General features: G+C 46.6%; 21 protein-coding genes and 1 riboswitch. All 21 genes read left to right on the top strand.

What is annotated here, in order from left to right:
* The first annotated feature begins 12 nt into the window (after positions 1-12).
* The 21 genes from BLP57_RS06315 to BLP57_RS06215 all read left to right on the top strand — a co-directional run bounded on the left by BLP57_RS06315 (position 13) and on the right by BLP57_RS06215 (position 23,829).
* A complete protein-coding gene (locus BLP57_RS06315; protein ID WP_015525986.1) occupies positions 13-282 on the top strand; it encodes a TM1266 family iron-only hydrogenase system putative regulator in 270 nt (89 codons plus the stop codon).
* Positions 279-1,046, top strand: a complete 768-nt coding sequence (locus BLP57_RS06310; protein WP_059086799.1) for a nucleotide-binding protein — start codon at positions 279-281, stop codon at positions 1,044-1,046. Before BLP57_RS06315 ends, BLP57_RS06310 begins: the two co-directional genes overlap by 4 nt.
* Positions 1,040-2,383 carry a nitrogenase component 1 gene (locus BLP57_RS06305; protein WP_092070176.1) on the top strand — a complete coding sequence of 448 codons (1,344 nt, stop codon included), beginning with the start codon at positions 1,040-1,042 and terminating at the stop codon, positions 2,381-2,383. The genes BLP57_RS06310 and BLP57_RS06305 overlap by 7 nt, the downstream gene beginning before the upstream one ends.
* The gene (locus tag BLP57_RS06300) at positions 2,380-3,696 is read left to right on the top strand and encodes a nitrogenase component 1 (protein ID WP_092070173.1); all 1,317 of its coding nucleotides are present in this window, start codon (positions 2,380-2,382) and stop codon (positions 3,694-3,696) included. Before BLP57_RS06305 ends, BLP57_RS06300 begins: the two co-directional genes overlap by 4 nt.
* Before the next feature lie 180 nt (positions 3,697-3,876).
* The gene (locus BLP57_RS06295; RefSeq protein WP_021651570.1) at positions 3,877-4,308 is read left to right on the top strand and encodes a DMT family transporter; all 432 of its coding nucleotides are present in this window, start codon (positions 3,877-3,879) and stop codon (positions 4,306-4,308) included.
* A 110-nt stretch (positions 4,309-4,418) separates the two neighbouring features.
* Complete coding sequence (locus tag BLP57_RS06290; RefSeq protein ID WP_059086802.1) at positions 4,419-5,246, top strand: ComEA family DNA-binding protein; 828 nt, start codon at positions 4,419-4,421, stop codon at positions 5,244-5,246.
* Positions 5,247-5,256: 10 nt separating this feature from the next.
* Positions 5,257-5,946 carry a response regulator transcription factor gene (locus BLP57_RS06285; protein ID WP_015525979.1) on the top strand — a complete coding sequence of 230 codons (690 nt, stop codon included), beginning with the start codon at positions 5,257-5,259 and terminating at the stop codon, positions 5,944-5,946.
* Between the two features lie 3 nt (positions 5,947-5,949).
* Positions 5,950-7,380, top strand: a complete 1,431-nt coding sequence (locus BLP57_RS06280; RefSeq protein ID WP_022426407.1) for a sensor histidine kinase — start codon at positions 5,950-5,952, stop codon at positions 7,378-7,380.
* Positions 7,381-7,390: 10 nt separating this feature from the next.
* Positions 7,391-8,338: a GerMN domain-containing protein gene (locus tag BLP57_RS06275; protein WP_092070169.1), complete on the top strand. Its 948-nt coding sequence runs from the start codon at positions 7,391-7,393 to the stop codon at positions 8,336-8,338.
* Between the two features lie 44 nt (positions 8,339-8,382).
* A complete protein-coding gene (locus tag BLP57_RS06270) occupies positions 8,383-10,662 on the top strand; it encodes a DNA internalization-related competence protein ComEC/Rec2 (RefSeq protein WP_092070166.1) in 2,280 nt (759 codons plus the stop codon).
* An 89-nt stretch (positions 10,663-10,751) separates the two neighbouring features.
* A complete protein-coding gene (locus BLP57_RS06265) occupies positions 10,752-12,131 on the top strand; it encodes an NAD(P)/FAD-dependent oxidoreductase (RefSeq protein ID WP_092070163.1) in 1,380 nt (459 codons plus the stop codon).
* Positions 12,132-12,450: 319 nt separating this feature from the next.
* Positions 12,451-12,625, top strand: a riboswitch (cobalamin riboswitch).
* Between the two features lie 162 nt (positions 12,626-12,787).
* The gene (locus BLP57_RS06260) at positions 12,788-14,080 is read left to right on the top strand and encodes a sirohydrochlorin cobaltochelatase (protein WP_015525974.1); all 1,293 of its coding nucleotides are present in this window, start codon (positions 12,788-12,790) and stop codon (positions 14,078-14,080) included.
* Between the two features lie 121 nt (positions 14,081-14,201).
* The gene (locus BLP57_RS06255; RefSeq protein ID WP_092070160.1) at positions 14,202-15,101 is read left to right on the top strand and encodes a hypothetical protein; all 900 of its coding nucleotides are present in this window, start codon (positions 14,202-14,204) and stop codon (positions 15,099-15,101) included.
* On the top strand, positions 15,098-16,243 hold the full coding sequence (locus BLP57_RS06250) for an ABC transporter substrate-binding protein (RefSeq protein ID WP_092070157.1): 1,146 nt from the start codon (positions 15,098-15,100) through the stop codon (positions 16,241-16,243). Before BLP57_RS06255 ends, BLP57_RS06250 begins: the two co-directional genes overlap by 4 nt.
* Positions 16,244-16,339: 96 nt before the next feature.
* A complete protein-coding gene (locus BLP57_RS06245) occupies positions 16,340-17,359 on the top strand; it encodes a FecCD family ABC transporter permease (RefSeq protein ID WP_044961544.1) in 1,020 nt (339 codons plus the stop codon).
* Between the two features lie 3 nt (positions 17,360-17,362).
* Positions 17,363-18,466 (top strand): ABC transporter ATP-binding protein, encoded by a 1,104-nt coding sequence (locus BLP57_RS06240; RefSeq protein WP_092070154.1) that lies wholly within the window; start codon positions 17,363-17,365, stop codon positions 18,464-18,466.
* Positions 18,467-18,711: 245 nt separating this feature from the next.
* Positions 18,712-20,415, top strand: a complete 1,704-nt coding sequence (locus tag BLP57_RS06235) for a DUF1002 domain-containing protein (protein ID WP_022426414.1) — start codon at positions 18,712-18,714, stop codon at positions 20,413-20,415.
* A gap of 232 nt (positions 20,416-20,647) precedes the next feature.
* Entirely contained in the window at positions 20,648-21,850 is a 1,203-nt protein-coding gene (locus BLP57_RS06230; RefSeq protein ID WP_015525970.1) for a class I SAM-dependent rRNA methyltransferase, read from the top strand.
* 74 nt (positions 21,851-21,924) lie between these two features.
* A complete protein-coding gene (locus BLP57_RS06225) occupies positions 21,925-22,338 on the top strand; it encodes a hypothetical protein (protein ID WP_015525969.1) in 414 nt (137 codons plus the stop codon).
* A gap of 1 nt (position 22,339) precedes the next feature.
* The gene (locus BLP57_RS06220) at positions 22,340-23,188 is read left to right on the top strand and encodes a DUF5685 family protein (RefSeq protein WP_015525968.1); all 849 of its coding nucleotides are present in this window, start codon (positions 22,340-22,342) and stop codon (positions 23,186-23,188) included.
* Positions 23,182-23,829, top strand: a complete 648-nt coding sequence (locus tag BLP57_RS06215; RefSeq protein WP_021651556.1) for a J domain-containing protein — start codon at positions 23,182-23,184, stop codon at positions 23,827-23,829. Before BLP57_RS06220 ends, BLP57_RS06215 begins: the two co-directional genes overlap by 7 nt.
* Positions 23,830-24,021: the final 192 nt, after the last annotated feature.

The following is a 24,021-nucleotide window of genomic DNA, read 5'->3' as shown; positions in this document are numbered from 1 at the left end:
GAGTCAGATCTTATGGAGACAAGAGTGGCATTGATCTCGATCATTGTGGAAAACAATGACGTGATCGATGATATCAACCGTTTTCTTCATGAAGCGGGAAAATATATTATCGGGAGAATGGGGATCCCTTACCGGGAAAAAGGCATCAATATCATCAGTATTGCCATTGACGCACCACAGGATGTGATCAGCTCCTTATCCGGAAAGATCGGACGCCTCAGTGGAGTTTCCGCCAAAACGGCATATTCCAATGTGATCACAAAAGCGGAGGACAGAAAATGATAAAAGTTGCGGTATACGGAAAGGGCGGCATCGGAAAATCTACTACGGTTTCCAATGTGGCAGTAGCCCTTGCGGAAAAAGGAATGAAAGTGATGCAGATCGGCTGTGATCCCAAGGCAGATTCCACGATCCTTCTCAGGCATGGAAAAAAGGTTCCCACTGTGCTGGAGCTGTATAACGAAAAACGCCAGGAGCTGAAGCTTACGGATATGGTGCAGATCGGATATGGGGGTGTAGTCTGTGTGGAAGCCGGCGGTCCTGCACCGGGGCTTGGATGTGCGGGAAGAGGTATCATTACTGCTCTTGAGAAGCTTAAGGAAAACGGAGCCTATGAGACCTATAAACCGGACATTGTTTTTTATGACGTACTGGGAGATGTTGTCTGCGGTGGATTTTCCATGCCCATGCGAAAGGGGTATGCAGATAAGGTATTTATCATCACCTCCGGAGAAAACATGGCCATCCATGCAGGGGCAAATATTGCCATGGCAGTGGATAATTTTAGAAACAGAGGATATGCATCTCTTGGCGGCGTGATCCTGAACCGGCGGAACGTGCCGGGAGAGGAAGAAAAAGTCCGGGAGCTGGCAGAGGATTTTCATACGCGGGTAGTGGGAACGCTTTCCAGAAGTGAACTGGTCCTGGAAGCAGAGAATCGAGGAAAAACTCTTCTGGAAGCCTATCCGGATTGTGAGATGGCAGAGGAGTACCGGACACTGGCCGAGCAGATCCTGAGTGCATGCAGGGAGGAAGGCTCATGTTAAAAAGAGTTGGTAACAGAGAGCTTTTGGGAAAAACAGAAATATTTATAAAGGAAGCCTCTTTTCCGGTTCCCTTTCAGCCGGGGCTGGAATTTAATTCACCGGTCCATGGAAACTGGAATATCGTACATACGGGAATGCTGGTTCCAGAAGCAAGGCAGATCTACGTCTGTGCGGATAACTGCATGCGTGGCGTTGTGCTGACTGCTGCAGAGATGAATGCGGCAGACCGTTTTTCCTTTGTGATCGTGGAGGAAAAGGATCTTTTGGGCGGAAATCTGGAGGATGTAACCATTGAAGGAGTGACGGACATTCTGAACCGGCTGGATGAGAAGCCAAAGGCAGTATTGCTTTTTACCGTGTGTCTTCATCATTTTCTGGGAAGTGATCTGGACCGCATCTACGGCGAACTGGAAGAAAGATTTCCGGAGATCTTTTTTATGCGATGCTTTATGGATCCTGTCATGCAGAAAACAGGTCCGACTCCGGATCAGAAGCTGCGCCGTGCCATGTATGATGCAGTACCGGAGAGGAAAGCTGATCCGGAATGTGTCACAGTCCTGGGCAGTGATTTTGTGTTGGATGAGAGTGCAGATATCTGCCGGATCCTGAAAAAGAACGGAATCCGTCTCCGGGAAGCACCGGCCTGTAAGACCTGGGAGGATTATCAAAGCCTGGGAGAGGGAAGCCTGATCCTTAACTGTTATCCGGCAGGAAAATTCGGAGTACAGCAGCAGGCGGAGAGACTTGGAAGGCCGTTTTTATACCTGCCCGGAAGCTTTGACTATGAGGAGATAGAGACGCAGGAAAAGTATTTGCTGGAGCTGCTGAAGCAGCAAAGTGGCAGTAAAAATGGCCTGGATATCGAAACGGAGATCCGAAAATGCGAGGAAGCTCTTTTCCATGCACACCAGATCATCGGTGACACTCCCGTAGCTGTGGATTATCTTTTTCATCCAAGACCTCTGGGACTTGCAAAGCTTCTCCTTACCCATGAATTTCAGGTACAGTCCGTTTTTCTGGACAGTATCAGCCCGGAAGAAAAAGAAGTATTTTTCTGGCTGAAGGAGAATTATCCGGAACTCAGGCTGATTTCGACTGTTCGCCCGGAGATGAGAGTGCGGCCACGGCAGCATTCCGGAAAACTCCTTGCGATCGGACAAAAAGCAGCCTGGTTTACCGGAAGCCGGAATTTTGTCAATATGGTACAGGGCGGCGGGCTCTGGGGCTTTGACGGGATCAGACGTACTGCACAGCTGATGCTGGAGGCATTTAATGAGGAAAAAGCTCCGGAGGATCTGATCGTTCGAAAGGGATGGGGGTGCGAAAGCTGCATATGAGACAGGCATATCGGATCATACCGATCTACACGGCAGACGTGTCCGGCGTCTGCTCTGCATTGTATGAGCTTGGAGGAATGACAGTGATGCATGATCCCTCCGGCTGTAATTCTACCTATAATACCCATGATGAGATCCGGTGGTACGATCAGGACAGTCTGATCTTTATCTCAGGTCTTACGGATATCGATGCTATTATGGGAAATGATGAGAAATTTCTTCAGGATATCGAAGAGGCGGCAAAGGAGCTGAAACCGAAATTTATTGCACTTGCAAGCTCTCCGATCCCTTTTATGAATGGAACGGATTTTCCGGGACTGGCCCGTGCACTTACAGCAAGGACCGAAATCCCGGCATTTTCGGTTCCGACCAGCGGCATGCATGACTATGTATACGGAGCAGGGCTGGCGCTGGCAGAGATCGCCGGACATTTCACAGGAGCTGCAGAGAAAACCGGAAGGTGTTCAGAAGCACCCACAGGATCTGCTGAAAGATCTACAGAGAAGAGAAGCCGGAAATTAAATATTCTTGGAGCAACCCCCCTTGATCTTGGCCCGCAGTCTGCAGTAGATGCCATGAAAAAACGTCTGGAAAACTATGGCTGGGAGATACTTTCCACCTGGGCTATGGGGGATACGCTGGAAGCTTTGTCCCGTGCCGGTGAAGCAGCGGTAAACCTTGTGGTATCCTCTGTGGGAATCCCGGCGGCCAATGTGCTGAAAGAAAAATTCGGTACGCCATTTCTCGTGGGGAATCCTGTGGAAGGCTATGAGGGACAGATTTCAGATGCACTTGAGCGGATCGCGGATAGATCCTGTGGAGAGTGGGTAAATAAGAAGGATGACTCCGCAGAGGAAAGCGGAGGGCAGATCTTAGGGAAACAGGAGGAACTGTGGAAAGTAACTCCGGAGCAGGTAATCTATTTTCAGGGAAGGAACAGTCTGTCAGCAGTATCTGACCATTCAGGAGAAAGCAGGGAAATGCCCGACAAAGATGAGGTATTTTTTTCCGCACCGGACATTACCATCATCGGAGAACCGGTTACCATGGGATCCTTGGCAGCAGTCATAGAGCAGAAATACGGAAAAAAGGTTCAGCTGCTCTGTCCGCTGGAGATCACAGAGGGACTTTTGCACAAGGGAGATGAAGCCATCTGTGGCGAGGAAGCCATGGAAGAAAAGCTGAAAACAGCCAGGATCATTGTGGCAGACCCACTCTATCGTCCGATCTGTCCGAAAACAGCCATTTTTTATGAGATGCCGCATATTGCGTTTTCCGGAAGGATATATCTCAGAAAATATTTTTCGGAATAAAGAGCGTTTCGTGATCATGTATATAAATATTATGCGGATGAGAAAACAGGGCAGCAGTGTGTATAATTGCAGGAAAATCACATAAACTAAATTATAAGAAACCGTAAAGGCGTTGCAGAAATATGCAGCGCCTTTTTCCAGCAGTAATACCGGAAATGGAGTATATATGGAGGGATTTTTATGTGGGGATTTTTGTCAGCACTGATCTCAGGTGCACTGATGAGTATTCAAGGGGTATTTAACACAAATGTAACAAAACAGACCAGTCTGTGGGTTTCAACCGGCTGGGTACAGTTTTCTGCATTTCTGGTCTGTGTGGCAGCATGGTTTTTTACAGGCAGAGAAAGTATCGGCATGCTGTGGCAGGTAGAGGCTAAATATAATTTACTCGGAGGAGTGATCGGTGCATTTATCACTATCACAGTGATCCGGAGTATGGGAAGTCTGGGGCCTGCGCGGGCGGTTATGCTTATTGTCATTTCTCAGCTTGCGGTGGCCTATCTTATAGAATTGCTGGGGATTTTCGGTGTGGAAAGAGCAGATTTTCAGTGGAGAAAGTTGTTGGGAATGCTGATCTGTATTGCAGGTGTGGTTATTTTCAAATGGAAATAGAAATAAAAGTATTGTAATATTTGTAATACTTCGTTAAAATAAGGTATGGTTTTGCATGAGTAACGGGGCACCTGCCGCCACATCGGCGGAAAGGAGTGAACCGCCTACCTATGAAAATAAGATCACATATCAGAAGTGTTCGGCTTGTTTTTTCCATATTTTTGTTACAGATCCTGGCAGGGCTGACAGGCTGTAAGGATGACGGAACAGAATTTCTGGAGAAAGAACTGGTGCAGGAAGAAAGTACGGAAGCATCCGGAATGGATGCAGAGCAGGAAGAACCGAAGGATACGGAAAGTGAAGTATCCGGGAAGGCATCCGCAGGGGCTGCGGCAGATATATCACAGAAGAAACAGAATGAGTCTGCGGAGGAACCGGCTCCGGAGGTTGAAAAACAGCTGCCGGAGATCTCAGACACCCCTCAGACCATTTATGTAGATATATGTGGAGCAGTGACCAGCCCGGGAGTCTATGAGCTTCCATATGGCAGCCGTGTTTTTCAGGCTATCGAGCAGGCCGGAGGATATCTTCCGGAAGCTGCGGCAAGCTATCTCAACCGTGCTAAGGGACTTTCCGATGGACAGCAGGTTTATGTGCCTACCCAGGCGGAGGTGGACAGCCAGCGGATCGCAGCTACCCAAGATGGATCGGAAGTCACAGCAGAAAACAGTACCGAAACGGCGAGCGGACAGAAATCCGCCGGAGAGGATTCCGGTGAAGCTGAGACTGCATCTTCCACAGAGCAGAAGATCGATCTGAACACCGCTGATGTATCCCAGCTTACTACTCTCACAGGTGTAGGGGAGTCCAAGGCCCTGGCGATCATCGCTTACAGGGAAGAGAACGGTCCCTTTACTTCAGCAGAGGATATCATGAATGTACCAGGCATCAAAGAAGGAACCTATGAGAAGATAAAGGATAAAATAGCAATAAAGTAAGGAGCGCTAAATGAGCAGGAAAGTATTGGTAGTAGATGATGAGAAACTGATTGTCAAGGGACTTCGCTTCAGTCTGGAGCAGGACGGAATGGAAGTGGATTGTGCCTATGACGGAGAGGAAGCACTAGAAAAAGCAAAAGCAGGAGAGTACGATATCATCCTTCTTGACCTGATGCTTCCAAAAATGGACGGTCTTGAGGTATGCCAGCAGATCCGTGAATTTTCCAATGTTCCGATCATCATGCTTACAGCAAAAGGAGAAGATATGGATAAGATCCTGGGTCTGGAATACGGAGCTGATGATTATGTCACCAAGCCTTTCAACATCCTGGAAGTCAAAGCCCGCATCAAGGCGATCATCCGCCGTGCAGGCAGCAAACAGGACAAGCAGGAGAAGGCCAAGACTGTGGAAGTCGGAGAACTGAAGCTGGACTGCGAAGGACGCCGCGTATTTATCTCCGGAAAAGAGATCAACCTCACAGCCAAGGAATTTGATGTGCTGGAACTGCTGGTATTCAATCCGAACAAGGTATACAGCAGAGAAAATCTTCTGAATATCGTATGGGGTTATGAATATCCGGGAGATGTCCGTACCGTAGATGTACATATCCGCCGCCTGAGAGAAAAGATCGAGGCCAATCCCAGTGAGCCGAAATATGTACACACCAAATGGGGTGTGGGCTACTATTTCCAGGCATAACCTGTGAAGTTCAAAAAGAACGGCAAATTTTTCAAAAGTCTCCGCTTTCGTATTCTGATCATCCTGATCATACTGGGAATCGTACCGAGTGTCATCGTAACGGAAATGGTCATTGCCAACTATGAAGATCGTGCCATTGCCAACCGTGTGCAGAGCATGGAGAACATCTGTGACATCATGTGCGACCTGCTGATCAAGGAGAATTATCTGAATGACACCAGCTCTCAGACGGTGAACAGCAAGCTGGAATTACTGTCCAACAGCTATGGTGGCAGGATTCTCATTGTAGACAGGGATTTCAGGATCATCAAGGATACCTATGGCGTGGATGAGGGCAGGACTCTGGTTTCCCAGAAAGTATTGAACTGTTTTAAAGGAGAAGATGCCTACCAATATGACTCTGACAGCCAGAAGCTGATCCTGGCAGTTCCGGTAAAAAGTCCGGATGTAAAACAGGTGCAGGGTGCCATGATGATCATGGCATCTTCCAGTGAGGTGACAGCAACCATCCATGAACTGGAGCAGAAAGGGATTCTGATCATCGGTATCATTGTAGTGCTGGCCATTTTTCTGGGGTATATTCTTTCCACGATCCTGGTGAAGCCATTTGCCAGGGTAACGAAAGCAATCGAGGACCTTACAGACGGATATCAGAATGAGGAGATCTCGGTACCGGATTATACAGAGACAGCTTTGATCACAGATGCATTTAACAAGATGCTTTCCAGAATGAAGACGTTGGATGAATCCAGACAGGAGTTTGTATCCAATGTGTCTCATGAGCTGAAGACACCTATGACTTCAATGAAGGTTCTGGCGGATTCGCTGGTAGGACAGCAGGGGGTTCCGGAGGAACTGTATCAGGAATTTCTTTCTGATATCACAGAAGAGATTGACAGAGAGAACAAGATCATCACCGATCTGCTCTCCCTGGTAAAAATGGACAAAAAAGCAGCAGATATGAATATCAGTAATATGAATATCAATGAGCTGCTGGAGAATATTCTGAAGCGTCTCCGTCCTATTGCAGATCAGAGAAGGATTGACCTGATCCTGGATTCGTTCCGACCGGTAACGGCAGATGTGGATGAGGTGAAATTTACCCTTGCCATCAGTAACCTGGTCGAAAATGGTATCAAATACAATGTAGATGAGGGATGGGTCCGCGTAACACTGGATGCGGATCATAAGGATTTCTATGTGACGGTTGCAGATTCCGGCCTGGGAATACCGGAAGATTCCATTGAACGGATCTTTGAGCGTTTTTATCGTGTGGATAAATCCCATTCCAGAGAGATCGGCGGAACCGGTCTTGGACTTGCTATTACAAGAAGTTCTATAGCCATGCATCATGGGATCATCAAGGTATCCAGCAAAGAGGGCGAGGGAACCACATTTACCGTGAAGATCCCGCTGTCCTATATCCCGTCCTAGGAGGTACAGCATGAAAAAAACGATTTTGATCATCTGTGTGGCCGCTGCCTGCATCCTTTTTGGTTTGGTTGCTTTCATAGGTTTGTCGGGAAGAAATAAAAACGAAGAACAGCAGTATAGATTTTATTATATCAACAGCGATGAAACGAGACTGAAAGAAGAAAAATATACTCCGGAGAAGGAAACGACAGAAGTGATGCTGCGCAATTTTTCCGAGAGTCTGAATAACCGTGAGACCCGGGAAAACGGAATCTCACTTTTTCCGGATGGGGTAAAGATTTCTTCTTATTCCATACAGGATGGAGTCCTGAACGTAGAATTCAATGAGGCCTATGATAAAATGTCACGTACCAGAGAACTTCTGGTGCGGGCAGGTATAGTGAAGATCTTTTTACAGGTTCCAGGAGTGGATTCTGTGGAGATCTATGTGGGTAAAAAGCCGCTGACAGATACCAGGGGTGAAGAAGTGGGAGCCATGAACAACGACACCTTTGTGGAGTTTTCCGGGTCCGATGGGGATGTGTACAGCTATGACACCTTTACTCTGTATTTCACAAATAAAAACGGAGATAAACTGGTAGCGGAACAGAGAAGTGTCCGCTACAGACGAAATCTTCCGAAGGCTACGGTGGTTCTGGAGCAACTTGCAAGAGGTCCGCTGGAAAAAGGACATTATCCTACAATACCGGAGAATTCAGAGGTACTTTCCCTGACGAGAGCAAACGGAATCTGCTATGTGGATTATAATTCCGTATTTCAGGATTATGCGCTGGATGTTTCGGAACAGATTGCCGTGTATTCGGTGGTAAATACGCTGATCGCGGCAACGGATGTGGACAAAGTTGAGATTTCCATCGAAGGAAACAAGGAAGTGACCTTTGGCCAGAATATGCAGCTTTATAAGTTCTATGAATGGAACGACAGCCTGCTGGCACACACAAAGGCTAAAAAAGAATAGAAAAAATAAAACATTTCAAAATATCAGAAAACGGGAGAACATTTATGGCGAAAAGGCCGATGTGTCTGTTGTGTTTTCTTATGGTGCTGAGTCTTGGCGCACTGGAGCTTATGGGGATTCCTCTGATCAGGGGGAATCCCCTTCCGTTAAATGTGCAGGAGCAGATCGAAGCGCACCCTGGTTCCATGATCTGCGGGGAGGTGGAACAGTATGAAAACACAGAATTTTCCCAGTCTGTTTATCTGAAAAAAACATATCTTATCCATCAGTCAAAAAAATTTCCAATTGAAAATGTAAGAATATTTCTCAAAAAAGAAGAAGATCTGAAACCGGGAATGCGGATCCTGGTCAAGGGAACGCTGAAAAGAGTGGAAGGTCCTGCGAATCCGGGGGGCTTTGACAGCCAACACTTTTACGCCTGTCGTCATATTTATTATTTTATGAAGAACGCTGTGCTCCAAAAGAAAACAGCAGTGTATTCCGGCTACAGGCAGCTCCTTTTGGAGATAAAAGAAAGCTGCAGACAGATCCTGAAGGAAGCAGCAGGAAAAGATGCACCTGTTTTTTGTGCCATGACGCTTGGAGACAAACAGGAACTGGATCCGGAAACACAGATGCGCTATCAGCTGGCCGGGATCATACATATCCTTGCCATCAGCGGACTTCATATCAGTATTCTGGGAATGGGGCTTTACAACCTTCTAAAGAAGATGGGACTGGGAATCTGGCCTGCCGGGATTTTTTCTCTGGGAGTGATGCTGCAGTATGGGATCATGACCGGAGGGAGTGTTTCCACCATGCGTGCAGTAACTATGTTTTTGATCGCTATGGGAGCCAGGATCACCGGACGGATCTATGATATGATGAGTGCTCTTTCCGTAACTGCCATGATGATCCTTGTGGAATCTCCGGCCTATCTCCTGGACAGTGGATTTCTTCTGTCCTTTGGCTGTGTTCTGGGAATGGGGCTCGCTGCGGAAAAGATCTGTGCCCTTGCAGGAGCGGAGAAAAAATGGACAAAGGCACTGGTAAGTCCTATAGCTCTTCAGCTTGTGACTCTGCCGGTGATGCTGAAGTTTTTCGGAGAAGTCTCTATTGCCGGATTTATCCTGAATCTGTTGGTGCTTCCAAGTGTGGGGGTAGTGCTGACTGGAGGAATGGCGGCGCTGCTGCTGGGAATTCTCAGTATTCCTGCGGCAAAACTGGTAATCCTGCCGGCAAGGGTACTGCTGCTTTTTTATGAATATCTCTGCAGTCTGGTAGGAAGATCAGGATGGAGTACTTGGATCGGAGGGGAGCCGGAAATATGGCAGATTGTGGTATATTATGGCTTTTTGATCATAGTCCTGTTTATGGGACAGTATATAAAAGAACAGCTCCGGAAGAAAAAAGCAGTCAGTGAGGAAACGGAGTTATCAGAGGAGCGGGCGGAAGTAGGTTGCCGGAAGCTATATGCTATCCGGATAACAGCCGGTATTTTTCTGGCAGTCGGAATCCTGATACTGGGATATCATCCAGCAGGAAGTCTGAAGGTGATCTGCCTGGATGTAGGACAGGGGGACGGTATTCTTGTGGAGACCCCGGAGGATCATCATTTTCTGATCGACGGAGGAAGCAGCAGCCAGTCGGATCTTGGAAGATACTGCCTTTTGCCGGCATTGAAAAGCCAGGGGATTTCCTGGCTGGATGGGATTTTTATTTCCCATACAGATCAGGATCATATCAACGGTGTGAAGGAGCTTCTGGAATATATGGGAAAAGGTCTTACAACCATCCGGGCCGGATATCTGATCCTGCCTGCCTGGGCGGAAAGACCAGATGCATGGCGGGAGCTTGCAGAGGCAGCAAAAACAGCCGGAGTTAAGGTCGTGACAGCAGGAAAAGGGGATGAATTGCCTTGCGGCAAAGTATCTTTTTCTGTTCTGTGGCCGGAGAAAAATGCCACAGGAAAAGATGTGAATGAGGAAGCTATGGTGATGGAGTTGTCTTTTGGAGATTTTCAAATGCTTTTTACCGGAGATATCGGTGCAGATACGGAGAAAAAGCTTCTGGCAGCCGGGGGGCTTGAGGATGTTGACTGTCTGAAGGTGGGACATCACGGTTCCCGTTATTCTACCACAGAAGCATTTCTTGAGAAAATAAAGCCGGAAGTGGCGATCATTTCCTGTTCTTCCACCAACACCTACGGACATCCGTCACCGGAAACCGTAGAGCGGCTTAAAGCGGCCGGAAGTCAGGTGGAATACACCATGAAAAACGGTGCTATTACCGTGGAAACAGATGGAAAAAAGCTTAAGATCGGAAGGTTCCGAAAAAAACGGTGACTTTTGAACATGTTTGTTGTAAAATAGACAGGGTTTGTGCAAAAACAAAATACTGAAAATGTGCAATACAAGATAAGGAGTTTTTATTTATGAAATATGATGTACTGATCGTAGGAGCAGGTCCCGGTGGAATCTTTGCGGCCTATGAACTGATGAATAATGATCCGGAGAAAAAGATCGCGGTTTTTGAAGCTGGTCATCCTCTGGAAAAAAGAAAATGTCCCATCGACGGAAAGAAAGTAAAATCCTGTATCCACTGCAAAACCTGTGCGATCATGAAGGGATTTGGCGGTGCAGGCGCTTTCTCCGACGGAAAATATAATATCACCAATCAGTTTGGCGGAACTCTGTACCAGCATATCGGCAAGGATACAGCCACAGAGCTGATGGAATATGTAGATAAACTGAACCTGATGCATGGCGGTGAAGGAACCAGGCTTTATTCTACCACAAACAGCGAGATCCGTAAGCTCTGCCTTCAGAACGGCCTGCATCTTTTGGATGCATCAGTCCGTCATCTGGGAACAGATATCAACTATGTGGTGCTTCAGAACCTCTATGAAAAAATGAAAGACCATGTGGACTTCTATTTTGACGCATCTGTTGACAAAGTAGAAAAAACTGAAGACGGTTATGCAGTTTTTGTAGGAGATGAGCGTTACGAGGGAACTTACTGTATCATCTCCGCAGGACGAAGCGGAAGTAAATGGATGGAGACGGTATGTACAGAGCTTAAGATCCCGACTCTTTCCAACCGTGTGGACATCGGAGTCCGTGTGGAGCTTCCGGCAGAGGTTTTCAGCCGTCTGACAGATGAGCTTTATGAGAGCAAGATCGTTTACAGAACTGAGAAGTTTGAGGATATGGTCCGTACCTTCTGCATGAACCCGCGAGGTGTTGTCGTGAATGAAAATACCAACGGTATCATCACAGTAAACGGTCACAGCTACGAAGATCCGGCAAAGCATACCAACAATACAAACTTTGCCCTTCTGGTATCCAAGCATTTCTCAGAGCCGTTCCATGACAGCAACGGATACGGTGAGAGCATTGCAAGACTTTCCAATATGCTTGGCGGTGGTGTTATGGTACAGCGGTTTGGAGATCTGATCCGCGGAAGACGAAGCACAAAAGCCCGTATTGAGGAAAGTTTCGTAACACCTACACTTTCTGCGACACCGGGAGATTTAAGCCTTGTTATGCCGAAACGTATCCTAGATGGCATCATCGAGATGATCTATGCTCTGGATAAGATCGCACCGGGAACCGCAGATGATGATACTTTGCTTTATGGCGTTGAGGTTAAATTCTACAACATGGAGGTCGAGATCGACGAAAATCTGGAAACCTGCCACAAGGGTCTCTTTGTTATCGGAGACTGTAGCGGCGTGACCCATTCTCTGTCCCATGCATCTGCCAGCGGAGTCTACGTAGCCAGATACCTGGAGCAGGAGTATTTTAACAGATAAACTGCAGAGCAGTTTATCTGTTATGAGCAAGTAGCAAAGCGGATTGCGAATATCCAGTGTAAGACAGTCCATTTCTGATATCAGGGTGATGACAGAAAGGGGCTGTTTTTTATGCAGGATATGCATGAATATTGGAGAAAGTATTCTGATAATAACTGACAGATACAGGGAGAAAACCGGTTACTGTTCACTGGTAATAATTCGCGAGGTATTTTTTGTGAGTGAAGATCACAGAAAATCGTGAATCGTCTGACATCAATCTTGACAAATTTATGAGTTTGTGGTAAAAGTTAGATAACCAGGTAAAAGAAAATATGTGCAAATGTTATAATGATAAGGTTGCATCCAGTCGGATGTGCAAAAGAGAATCCGGTGAGAATCCGGAACGATACCGTCACTGTGAAAGGGGAGCTGCTTTTATAACCACTGGGAGACCGGGAAGGGAAAGCAGCGTGGAACCAAGTCAGGAGAACTGCCTTATTGTGAGATTCAGGGATTCGCGGTTTACGAATCGGTATTCTCCATAACAATACAGAACTTCTTTTTATGTATTTGTATTGCGCAGAGAATCATGTGTGAGCAGGCGGCCGCAGAGAGCTGCTGCTTTTTTGTACATATCAGTATTCTGGAAATACATGAAAAGAGGACAATGAGAAATGAAAAGAAAAACAATGTTAGCTCTGATGCTCGCAGTTTCCATGACATGCTCTATGGGTGCGGCTACAACAGCAATGGCAGCAGAGGATTCTGCTACAGAAGAGAACGCTGAGGCAGCTGATACCACAGAGGCTTCTGATGCAGATCAGGAAGCAGCAGATAATGTAGCAGCTCTGATCGACAAGATCTATGTACAGGAAAGAAACGACACAACAGATGAGGACTGCAAGGCAGCCAAAGAAGCATGGGATGCTCTGACAGATGCTCAGAAAGAACTGGTAGAGGGTGAGAATGCAGATCCGGATTATTTCGGACGTGACACAGGAGATGCTTCCAAGGACGATCCGCGTAACCAGGATGAGATCGGTGAGAATGAACTTCTTGTTGTAAGCTTTGGTACTTCCTTCAATGACAGCCGTGCAGAGGATGTCAAGGGAATCGAGGATGCTCTTGCAGAAGCTTATCCGGACTGGTCTGTAAGAAGAGCATTTACAGCACAGATCATCATCAACCATGTAGAGGCAAGAGATGATGAAGTGATCGATAACATGCAGCAGGCTCTTGACCGTGCAGTAGAGAATGGTGTTAAGAATCTGGTTGTACAGCCTACCCATCTGATGCATGGTGCTGAGTACGATGAGATGACAGAAGCGATCAATGGCTATAAAGATAAATTCGAGTCTGTAGCTATCGCAGAGCCAATGCTCGGTGAGGTTGGAGACGATGCAACTGTGATCAATGATGACAAGAAAGCCGTTGCTCAGGCAATCACAGATACGGCTTGCAAAGAGGCCGGATTTGACAGCATGGATGCAGCAGCTGAGGCTGGCACAGCATTCGTATTCATGGGACATGGAACATCTCATACAGCTAACGTTACATACGATCAGATGCAGACACAGATGGAAAACCTTGGATTGAAGAACGCATTCATCGGTACTGTAGAGGGTAAGCCGGAAGATACAGCCTGCGACAAGGTTATCGAGAAGGTAAAAGAAGCAGGATACAAGAACGTTGTTCTTCGTCCGCTGATGGTTGTTGCCGGAGACCATGCAAATAACGATATGGCCGGTGATGAGGAGGATTCCTGGAAGAGCCAGTTTGTAGCATCCGGAAACTTCGATAAGGTTGACTGCCAGATCGAGGGTCTTGGAAGAATCGAAGCAGTTGAGAAGCTTTATGTAGAGCATACAAAGGCAGCCATCGATTCTCTGGGAAGCACTGAGGAGTCCGCAGATTCTGATGCAGCAGCAGATACAGAGGCTGATTCTGCTGAGGAGTCCGCAGAATAATAAATATAAAAATATCTGAGTGAGTTCAGATACCTATAAGAAATCAATGTAACTGCCCGGAAAGATCAGGAAGACTGTTTTCCGGGCAGATTGCTGTATCTATGGAAGGGAGAAGATTATCATGAAAAAACGCTATGTAAACTTAATTCTTGCAATGGCAAGTGCATCAGTCCTGGTGCTGGGCTCTGTGCCTGCGATGGCAAAAACAGATGAAACAAAAACAGAGTCCGGTGAGGAAGCAGAAGCTTCCGAAGAAAAGGATACAGATGCAGCCAAAGCAGATACCCTGGAAGATGGCGTTTATACAGCAGAGTTTGGTACAGACAGCAGCATGTTTCATGTAAATGAGGCCAATGACAAAAAAGGAGAGCTCACGGTCAAAGATGGTAAAATGACCATCCACGTAAGTCTGGTTTCCAAGAAGATCGTTAACCTGTTTGCGGGAACTGCCGAGGATGCCCAGAAGGACGGAGCAGAGATCATTGAGCCGACCACAGATACAGTGAAGTACAGCGATGGTTATACAGAGGAGGTTTACGGATTTGATATCCCGGTACCGGCCATTGGTGAGGAATTTAACGTGGCGATCCTGGGAGAAAAAGGCAAATGGTACGACCATAAAGTCAGCGTAAAGAATCCTGTAAAAACCTCTGACGACAAAAAATCCGAAGGGAAAAAACCGGAAGAGCTGAAGCTGGAGGACGGAACCTATGAGACGGATGTAACCCTTACAGGCGGAACAGGAAGAGCATCTGTAGAATCTCCAGCTAAAGTAGAGATCAAGGACAAAGAAGCTACGGCAACCATCATCTGGAGCAGTCCGAATTATGATTACATGATCGTGGACGGCGAAAAATATGAGCCGGTGAACAAAGACGGAAACTCCACATTTGAGATCCCGGTCACAGTCTTTGACGCAGAAATGGAAGTGACTGCAGATACTGTAGCCATGAGTACTCCTCACGAGATTGAGTATACCCTGAATTTTGATTCTTCGAGCATGAAAAAGGAAGAAAAATGAAAAAAATAATTTCATACATATTTCTGACGCTGACCCTGATCCTGGGGTGTGCTTTTGCAGTGCAGGCAGCAGAGACAGAACATAAGCCTGCGGATATTCCAGGCCTTACCTTTGATCACAGTATGGAGCTTTCCTACGCAAAGGAATTTAATGTGGATTACTACAACGATGGCTATGCGCTGCTCACCATTGATCAGGAAGGACAGTTTCTTGTAGTTCCCGAAGGCAAGAAAGCACCGGAGGGGCTGGATCCTGACATTGCGGTTCTGCAGCAGCCCATAAACAATATCTATCTGGTAGCAACCTCGGCCATGGATCTTTTCCGCGCTATCGACGGGATTGACAGCATCAAGCTTTCCGGAACCAAGGAAGACGGATGGTATATCCAGGAAGCAAAGGACGCTATGGAACAGAAAAAGATGATCTATGCCGGCAAGTACAGTGCTCCGGATTACGAGCTGATCCTGAACGATGGCTGTGACCTTGCCATTGAATCCACCATGATCCATCACAATCCGGAGGTACAGGAGAAGCTGGAGCAGTTCGGGATCCCTGTAATGGTAGAGCGTTCCAGTTATGAGAGTCACCCTCTTGGAAGAACCGAATGGATGAAGCTTTACGCAGTTCTTCTGGGAAAAGAAGATGTGGCAGAAAAGGTTTTCAAAGAGCAGACGGACAAGCTGGATAAGGTTCTCACAGCAGATAAAACAGACAAGACCGTAGCGTTCTTTTATATCAACTCCGTAGGTGCGGTAAATATAAGAAAAAGCGGCGACTATGTTTCAGAAATGATCTCTCTCGCAGGAGGAAATTATGTTCCGGAGGATACGGGAGTAAATGACAATGCTCTTTCCACCATGAATATGCAGATGGAAGAGTTTTATGCCAAGGCGAAGGATGCAGACTATATCATCTATAACAGTACGATTGACGGGGAACTTAAGACCATTGATGAGCTTCTTTCCAAAAGTAAGCTTCTTGCAGATTTCAAGGCAGTGAAGAACGGAAATGTCTGGTGCACAGGCAAAAATCTCTTCCAGGAAACTACCGGACTTGGAACCATGATCGAGGATATCCACACCATGCTGACTACAGATGATGATTCTCTGGATGATCTGACCTATATGCATAAACTGAAATAAATTCCAGTGTTCGTTTTAACTCCTTTGCCGGTTTCCACCTGTGAGCAGGAAACGAAAGGACAGGATAACAAAACAGAAGAGGAGTGTACCAGAAAAATGAATGACAGAAAACGCGCAGTCCGATACGGGATCTCTTTTGTGATCCTTGCGGTACTTTTAATCTTTTTATTTATATGGAATGTAAATTCCGGAAGTATCCACCTCTCTGTGAAGGAGATCCTGAATATCATATTCCGGCATCAGGGAGATGAAACTTCTTATAATATCGTCTGGGAGATCCGTCTTCCCAGGATACTGGCAGTTATCATCCTTGGCGGAGCACTTTCTGTTTCCGGATTTTTGCTGCAGACCTTTTTTAACAATCCTATCGCGGGACCCTTTGTACTGGGGATCTCTTCCGGTGCCAAGCTGATCGTGGCGCTTCTGATGATCTTTTTTTTAAGCAGATCGGTGTCCATCGGTTCCGGTGCCATGATCCTGGCTGCTTTTGCAGGCTCAATGATTTCCATGGGCTTTGTGCTCCTTGTGGCAAAAAAAGTCCACAACATGTCCATGCTGGTCATCAGTGGTGTTATGATCGGCTATATCTGTTCGGCCATCACAGACTTTGTGGTGACCTTTGCAGATGATTCCAACATAGTCAATCTTCACAACTGGTCACTGGGAAGCTTTTCCGGTATGACCTGGGGGAATGTGCAGACTATGGCTGCTGTGGTACTTCTTACCATGGTGATCGTATTTTTTATGTCAAAACCGATCAGCGCCTATCAGCTGGGGGAGACTTACGCGCAGAATATGGGAGTTAATATCAAGGCTTTCCGGATACTTCTGATCTTGCTTTCCAGTATTCTTTCTGCCTGTGTGACCGCTTTTGCAGGGCCGATCTCCTTCGTGGGGATCGCTGTGCCTCATATTGCAAAAAGTCTCCTGAAGACTGCAAAACCCCTGCTTGTGATCCCGGCCTGTTTTCTGGGCGGTGCAGTGTTCTGCCTGTTCTGTGACCTGATCGCAAGAACTGTATTTGCACCGACGGAGCTGAGCATCAGTTCTGTGACAGCAGTTTTCGGAGCACCGGTAGTTATCTATATCATGATTCGCAGACAGCAGAGGATATAAACGATGAAATCATATTTTTTTTATACAGATCAGCTGACCGTAGGCTATGATGGAAAACCGCTGATCAAAGAGATCAATATTCAGCTGAATAAAGGAGAGATCCTGACACTGATCGGTCCCAACGGTGCCGGAAAATCTACTATTTTGAAGAGTATCACAAGACAGCTTTCCCTGATCAGCGGAACGGTATATCTGGAACAGGAACAGATGAGCCGGATGACCAACAGGGAAGTGTCAAAAAAACTGGCTGTAGTACTTACCGAGCGCATGCGACCGGAGCTTATGACCTGTGAGGATGTGGTATCCACCGGACGATATCCCTATACCGGAACTCTCGGGATCCTTTCCGCAGAGGACAAGGAAAAAGTTAAAAGTGCCATGGAGATGGTTCACGCCTGGGATCTGAAGAACCGGGATTTTACAGCTATCAGTGACGGACAGAGACAGCGTATCCTTCTGGCACGCGCCATCTGCCAGGAACCGGAGATCATTATCCTGGATGAACCGACCTCCTTCCTGGATATCCGGCATAAGCTGGAGCTTCTTGCCATTTTGAAGAAGATGGTATTGGAAAAACAGATGACGGTGATCATGTCCCTTCATGAGCTGGATCTTGCCCAGAAGATTTCTGACCAGGTGATCTGTGTTCATGGAGATCACATTGAGAAATATGGTGCACCGGAGGAAATCTTTACTTCCGATTATATTCGGAAGCTTTATGGCATCACCCGTGGAAGCTATAATGCAGAATTCGGCTGCGTGGAAATGGAACCTCCGGCCGGAAAACCGGAGGTGTTTGTGATCGGAGGAAATGGAAGTGGGATTCCGGTATATCGGAAGCTGCAGCGACAGGGGATTCCTTTTGTGACCGGAGTTCTCCATACCAATGATGCAGATTATCAGGTGGCAAAAGAACTGGCTGCAAAAGTGATCACGGAGAAGCCTTTTGAATGCATTTCGGAGTCTGCCTTTGAAGAAGCACTGGAGTTCATGGGAAAATGTGAAAAAGTGTACTGTCCGCTGAAGGATTTTGGTATCATGAATGAAAAAAACCGGGAATTGTTGAAAAAAGCAAAAGAAACCGGAAAATTAAACCAGATCAGATAAGTTCTCTGGGAAAATGAGAAAAGCAATAAAACGCTGTCAGAAATGAGTGATATAATTTCCGGCAGCGTTTTTTATATAATATAAATTACAAATATTTCAGCAGCTGTGTTATAATATGACAAGAACGACAGATCGTGAAGCGCTCGCATTCGTGGAGATGTAAGTAACGAAGAGGAATGTCCGCTTTACACCGCAAAAGTTAAGCAGATACAATCGATCCGAAAAAATATATGGAGGGAAGATCAATGAAAAAAAGAAACATGATCGCAGCTCTGCTCTGCAGTGCATGCCTTGTGGCAGGAAGTGTAAATCCCGTATTTGCAGATGCATCGAAGGTAGTAACACTTGGAGCAGATCTTACGGATGCTCAGAAGCAGACAATGATGAAATATTTTAATGTAAGTTCCGATCAGGTGCAGGTGATGACCATTACAAATGAGGATGAGCATAAACACCTGGATAATATCGCGCCACAGTCCCAGATCGGTTCCAGAACTTTGAGCTGTGCCTATGTGAAGCCTACACAGTCCGGCGGGATCAAGGTCCGCACAGCAAATCTGAACTGGGTGACAGGTAATATGATCGCAACGACACTTTCCACATCCGGTGTGAAGAATTGTGAAGTAGTTGCTGCCTGCCCGATGGAAGTATCCGGAACAGGTGCACTTACCGGCATCCAGATGGCATATGAGAAGGCCAGTGGAGAGAAGCTGGATGAGACCAAGACGAAGCTTGCCAACCAGGAGATCGTAACCACCGGTGAGCTTGCAGATAAGGTTGGTAAAAATGAGGCGACAACAGTTGTAAACCAGTCCAAGATGGATGTGATCCAGAACGGAGTACAGAATGCAGATGAGATCCAGAATATTGTTATCAATGTGGCTGAGCAGAACAATATTTCCGTAAGCCAGGACGATATTGACAGGATCGTGTCTCTTCTGAAGCAGATCTCACAGCAGGATTACAATTATGATGATGTGAAGGAAACACTGGAGCAGGTAGATGCCAATACCACAGGCCAGACCTCTTCCTCTGATGATACGCTGGATGGCGAGAGCAGTGATGAAACCGTAGATGTGGATGCAGATTCTTCTGATGATATTGTCAACAATGTAAATGACAGCATTCTTGGTGACGATGTGATCCAGAGCTCCACAGAGGATCCGGGTCTTGAGGAAGAAACAGGAGCAGATTCTCAGGATACAAGCAATGAGACCGGAATCCCGGATGCTACCGACGACGGAACCTATAGCAATGAGGAAAGCTCGGACGAAAGCAGCACAGACGAAAGTACCTCTGATGAGAGCAGTACAGAGGATAGTGCATCCGACGAGAGCAGTACAGACGAAAGTGCTTCTGACGAGAACAGCACAGATGAAAGCGCTTCTGATGAGGCTGCATCCGATGAGACCGGAATCCCGGAGGCAACAGAAGATACAGAATCTTCAGAAAGTACAGAGGGCTCAGACCAGGCAGATAGTGCAGAAAACGATACTTCCGTGCTCAGTGAAGAAGCAAAGAACAATTATGATAAATTTGTCCTCTTTGTAAAAGGCGAGTATGAGGGAGATGCAGATTCCCTTCTCGCTGCAACGGAGGATACAGAGGCAGTGGCAACGGTAACACTGGATGAGCAGACAGCGAAGAGTGTGGCAGAAACTGTTGAGAAGGATTATTATGATATCCTGAAGGATGGTACAGAATCCTATGAGGCAGATGGTACAGAAAAATATCAGAGTACAGAGCTGAATATGATGGATCAGAAGCTGAAGAAGCTGTTCAGTATTGACAGTTCCCAGGAGGCCACAGAGGCCACAGACGTGACAGCAGCTATTCTTGCAGATGTTCCCCAGGAAGATAAGCAGACACTTTATAAAGAAACCATGAAATATCTGGCAGGTCTTTACGGCGAGAACACGGACTCTTCTGAGGAATCCGCAGCAGAATAAAAGATTTACAGAAAAAGAGATAAAAAATACCGCAGCAGAGAAAACAACCTCTGCTGTGGTATTTTTTGTCGTGCAGGAAAGATATCATGAAAATTTTGTGATTTACGACAAGGATTTGTGTAAGCACTGGAAAAATGGATTTTTCTGTGATAAAATTGACCGTAAATCGGTTTTGTGGACTCATACATCGCAAACCGTGACAGGGAAACGAGAAAGGGAAAAGGTAGAATTTATGAGCCTGGCAGTAGTAACATTAAAAAAAGGCGAAGGCAGATTCCTGAAATCAGGAGGCCTCTGGGTATATGACAATGAGATCGCAAGCATCATGGGAAGCTTTGTGAACGGAGATATCGTTCTGGTCCGGGACTTTGACGGATATCCAATGGGAAGAGGATTTATCAACACCAATTCCAAGATCACAGTCCGTATGCTTACCAGAGATGAGCGTACAGAGATCAGTCCGGAATTTTTGAAACAACGTGTCCGCGACGCATGGGAGTATCGTAAGAAGGTAGTAGATACCGGAAGCTGCCGTGTGATCTTCGGAGAAGCAGACTTTCTTCCGGGTCTTGTTGTGGATAAGTTTTCAGATGTGCTTGTTGTACAGTCTCTTGCACTGGGAATCGACCGTCTTAAAGAAACGATCATAGATGCACTGAAGGAAGTCCTTGCTGAGGATGGGATCCGGATCCGTGGAGTCTATGAGCGGAGTGATGCAAAGGTACGCCGCCAGGAAGGAATGGAACTTACCAAGGGATTTATCGGAGAAGAATTTCCGACACTTGTTCAGATTGAAGAGAACGGTGTGAAATATGAAGTAGATATCAGGGACGGGCAGAAGACCGGATTTTTCCTGGATCAGAAATATAACCGTCTTGCTATCCAGAAGCTCTGCAAAGGGGCGAAGGTTCTGGACTGCTTTACACATACCGGCTCTTTTGCACTGAATGCGGGAATTGCAGGGGCACAGAGTGTTCTTGGTGTGGATGCGTCGGAAACTGCAGTCCTGCAGGCAAGAAGAAACGCCAGTCTGAACGGCCTGGACGGAACAGTGAAATTCCTCTGTGAGGATGTTTTTGAACTTCTTCCCGAGCTTGAGGAGAAGGGAGAGAAATTTGATGTTGTGGTACTGGATCCTCCGGCATTTACGAAATCCAGAAGCTCTGTAAAAAATGCCATCAAGGGATACCGTGAGATCAATCTCCGTGCAATGCGTCTTGTAAAGGACGGCGGATTTCTCGCAACTTGTTCCTGCTCTCATTTTATGACGTATGAGCTGTTTACACAGACCATCGGTCAGGCAGCGAAGAATGTCCATAAGAGACTGCGCCAGGTAGAGTACCGTACACAGGCACCGGATCATCCGATCCTATGGTCAGCAGATGAGTCCTATTATCTGAAATTCTACATTTTCCAGGTATGCAATGACCGTTAGGAACTGCCATCCGGATTTTTTTACGGAAATTTTTGGGCAGTGCCGTCTGGCAGTGAAAAGGAGATGCAGATCATATGAGAGACAAATTCAATAAATTTATGCAGGGACGTTATGGAGTGGATGATCTTTCCAGGTTCACCATGGGAGTCGCACTGGTTCTGATCATTCTGGCAATGTTTGCTAATATATTCAGCAGAACTGTCGGCAGCACCCTTGACATTCTCGGGGTCGCAGCGATCGTATATGCATATATACGTATTTTTTCCAGAAATATCCAGCAGCGTTATGCCGAAAATCAGAAATTCCTTCAGATGACGTCAAAGTTTCGTTTTCGCTTTAATAAAGAAAAGGATCTGATGAAGCAGAGAAAGACCCATCACATCTACAGCTGTCCGGGCTGCGGACAGAAGATACGTATTCCAAAGGGAAAGGGCAAGATCGAGATCGAATGTCCGAAATGCCACACAAAATTCGTAAAAAGGAGCTGACATGTTCGGATATGTGACCGTTAATAAACCGGAAATAAAATTCAAGGATTTTGATGTGTACCGTTCTTTTTACTGCGGTCTTTGCAGAGAATTGCGGGAGAGATACGGGATACCGGGACAGATCTCACTGACTTATGATATGACATTTGTGGTCCTTCTTTTAAGCGCTCTTTATGAACCGCCAACGAAGAAGGGAACCTCCAGGTGTGTGGTCCATCCGCTGAAGCCCCAGCCAGTGCGCAAAAATACAGTAACTGAGTACTGTGCGGATATGAATGTGATCCTTACCTATTACAAATGTATGGATGACTGGCAGGATGAACACAAACCACTGCGCTATGCATATGCAGGAATTCTGAAGAATTGCGGAAATATGCATATGTCCGCTTATCCGGAGAAGATCCAAAGGATCCGAAACGCACTGGAGGAGCTTTCTTCCCTGGAAAAACAGGGGGAAACCGATGTGGACCGTGTAGCCGGATGTTCCGGACGTATCATGGAAGAGATTCTGGCCTTCCGTAAGGATGTCTGGGAATCGTCCCTGCGCCGTCTGGGATTTTATCTCGGAAAATTTATCTACATCCTGGATGCTTATGACGATGTGGAAAAAGATGCAGAAAACGGAAATTACAATCCTTTCCTTGAAAAATATAAGATAGAAGGGTTCGAGGAAGAGGTACGTCGGCTTCTTATGATGATGCTTGCAGAATGCTGCAGAGAATTTGAAAAGCTGCCGATCCTCCGATACGGAGATATCCTTCGAAATATTTTATATTCCGGCGTCTGGTGCCGCTTTGCGGCGATCGGACAGAAGCGCAGGGAAGAACGGGAGAAAGAGAAAAAATGTTAGATCCATACAGCGTGTTGGGAGTTCCCAGAAACGCATCTGATGATGAAATAAAAAAGGCATACCGGAAGCTGAGCCGAAAGTATCACCCGGATGCCAATATCAATAATCCGAATAAGGATCAGGCCGAAGAAAAATTCAAAGAAGTGCAGCAGGCTTACGAGCAGATCATGAAAGAGCGTGAGTACGGAAGCAGTTCCCAGAATGGTTATGGCGGCTACGGAAATTACGGTGGTTTTGGAAATTACGGAAATGCCGGTTCCAGTGCCTATCAGGATGAGGAAAGTATGCGCAGAAGGGCGGCCGCCAATTATGTGCAGAGCGGTCATTTTCAGGAAGCTATGAATGTACTGGATTCTCTTGGTCAGAAAAATGGGGAATGGTATTACCTGGCTGCTATGGCAAATATGGGAATGGGAAATAATGTAACAGCTCTGGATCAGATCCGTGAAGCAGTCCGTCAGGAACCGGATAATATGCAGTACCGTATGCTGCTCCAGAGAATGGAAGGCGGTGGCGGCTGGTATCAGCAGCGGCAGGATCCCTTTGGGGGAATGCCGACCGCAGGAGGAGATATGTGTGATGCCTGCTGCAGGACCATGGCCTGTTTCATGTGCTGGCCGGGCGGCTTTTTCTGCTGCTGATGCAGGAAAAAGGTCTGTCATCGATGTCCTGAAACTGAGATCGGGGATATCATAAGGCAGCATATCCATATGTTTGTAAGGCGGATCCTGCAGATCCGTTTTGCGATATAGATCGCAGAAGGCTTTTTCTGACAGAGATTCACAATGCTGTCCGGGAAATGCTGCACTGCAGAGAAAAAGAGGAGGAAATCG

It is taken from the genome of Blautia sp. SF-50 (genome assembly GCF_900101315.1).
GTDB classification, from domain to species: Bacteria; Bacillota; Clostridia; order Lachnospirales; family Lachnospiraceae; genus Blautia_A; species Blautia_A fusiformis.
Note: the sequence above shows the minus strand (reverse complement) of the source record. Positions and strands in the feature narration are given on the sequence as shown.

Bases quoted from the DNA above. Each gene is read 5' to 3' on its own strand.
- BLP57_RS06315 (WP_015525986.1), top strand. From the start codon at position 13: ATGGAGACAAGAGTGGCATTGATCTCGATCATTGTGGAAAACAATGAC.
- BLP57_RS06310 (WP_059086799.1), top strand. From the start codon at position 279: ATGATAAAAGTTGCGGTATACGGAAAGGGCGGCATCGGAAAATCTACT.
- BLP57_RS06305 (WP_092070176.1), top strand. From the start codon at position 1,040: ATGTTAAAAAGAGTTGGTAACAGAGAGCTTTTGGGAAAAACAGAAATA.
- BLP57_RS06300 (WP_092070173.1), top strand. From the start codon at position 2,380: ATGAGACAGGCATATCGGATCATACCGATCTACACGGCAGACGTGTCC.
- BLP57_RS06295 (WP_021651570.1), top strand. From the start codon at position 3,877: ATGTGGGGATTTTTGTCAGCACTGATCTCAGGTGCACTGATGAGTATT.
- BLP57_RS06290 (WP_059086802.1), top strand. From the start codon at position 4,419: ATGAAAATAAGATCACATATCAGAAGTGTTCGGCTTGTTTTTTCCATA.
- BLP57_RS06285 (WP_015525979.1), top strand. From the start codon at position 5,257: ATGAGCAGGAAAGTATTGGTAGTAGATGATGAGAAACTGATTGTCAAG.
- BLP57_RS06275 (WP_092070169.1), top strand. From the start codon at position 7,391: ATGAAAAAAACGATTTTGATCATCTGTGTGGCCGCTGCCTGCATCCTT.
- BLP57_RS06270 (WP_092070166.1), top strand. From the start codon at position 8,383: ATGGCGAAAAGGCCGATGTGTCTGTTGTGTTTTCTTATGGTGCTGAGT.
- BLP57_RS06265 (WP_092070163.1), top strand. From the start codon at position 10,752: ATGAAATATGATGTACTGATCGTAGGAGCAGGTCCCGGTGGAATCTTT.
- BLP57_RS06260 (WP_015525974.1), top strand. From the start codon at position 12,788: ATGAAAAGAAAAACAATGTTAGCTCTGATGCTCGCAGTTTCCATGACA.
- BLP57_RS06255 (WP_092070160.1), top strand. From the start codon at position 14,202: ATGAAAAAACGCTATGTAAACTTAATTCTTGCAATGGCAAGTGCATCA.
- BLP57_RS06250 (WP_092070157.1), top strand. From the start codon at position 15,098: ATGAAAAAAATAATTTCATACATATTTCTGACGCTGACCCTGATCCTG.
- BLP57_RS06245 (WP_044961544.1), top strand. From the start codon at position 16,340: ATGAATGACAGAAAACGCGCAGTCCGATACGGGATCTCTTTTGTGATC.
- BLP57_RS06240 (WP_092070154.1), top strand. From the start codon at position 17,363: ATGAAATCATATTTTTTTTATACAGATCAGCTGACCGTAGGCTATGAT.
- BLP57_RS06235 (WP_022426414.1), top strand. From the start codon at position 18,712: ATGAAAAAAAGAAACATGATCGCAGCTCTGCTCTGCAGTGCATGCCTT.
- BLP57_RS06230 (WP_015525970.1), top strand. From the start codon at position 20,648: ATGAGCCTGGCAGTAGTAACATTAAAAAAAGGCGAAGGCAGATTCCTG.
- BLP57_RS06225 (WP_015525969.1), top strand. From the start codon at position 21,925: ATGAGAGACAAATTCAATAAATTTATGCAGGGACGTTATGGAGTGGAT.
- BLP57_RS06220 (WP_015525968.1), top strand. From the start codon at position 22,340: ATGTTCGGATATGTGACCGTTAATAAACCGGAAATAAAATTCAAGGAT.
- BLP57_RS06215 (WP_021651556.1), top strand. From the start codon at position 23,182: ATGTTAGATCCATACAGCGTGTTGGGAGTTCCCAGAAACGCATCTGAT.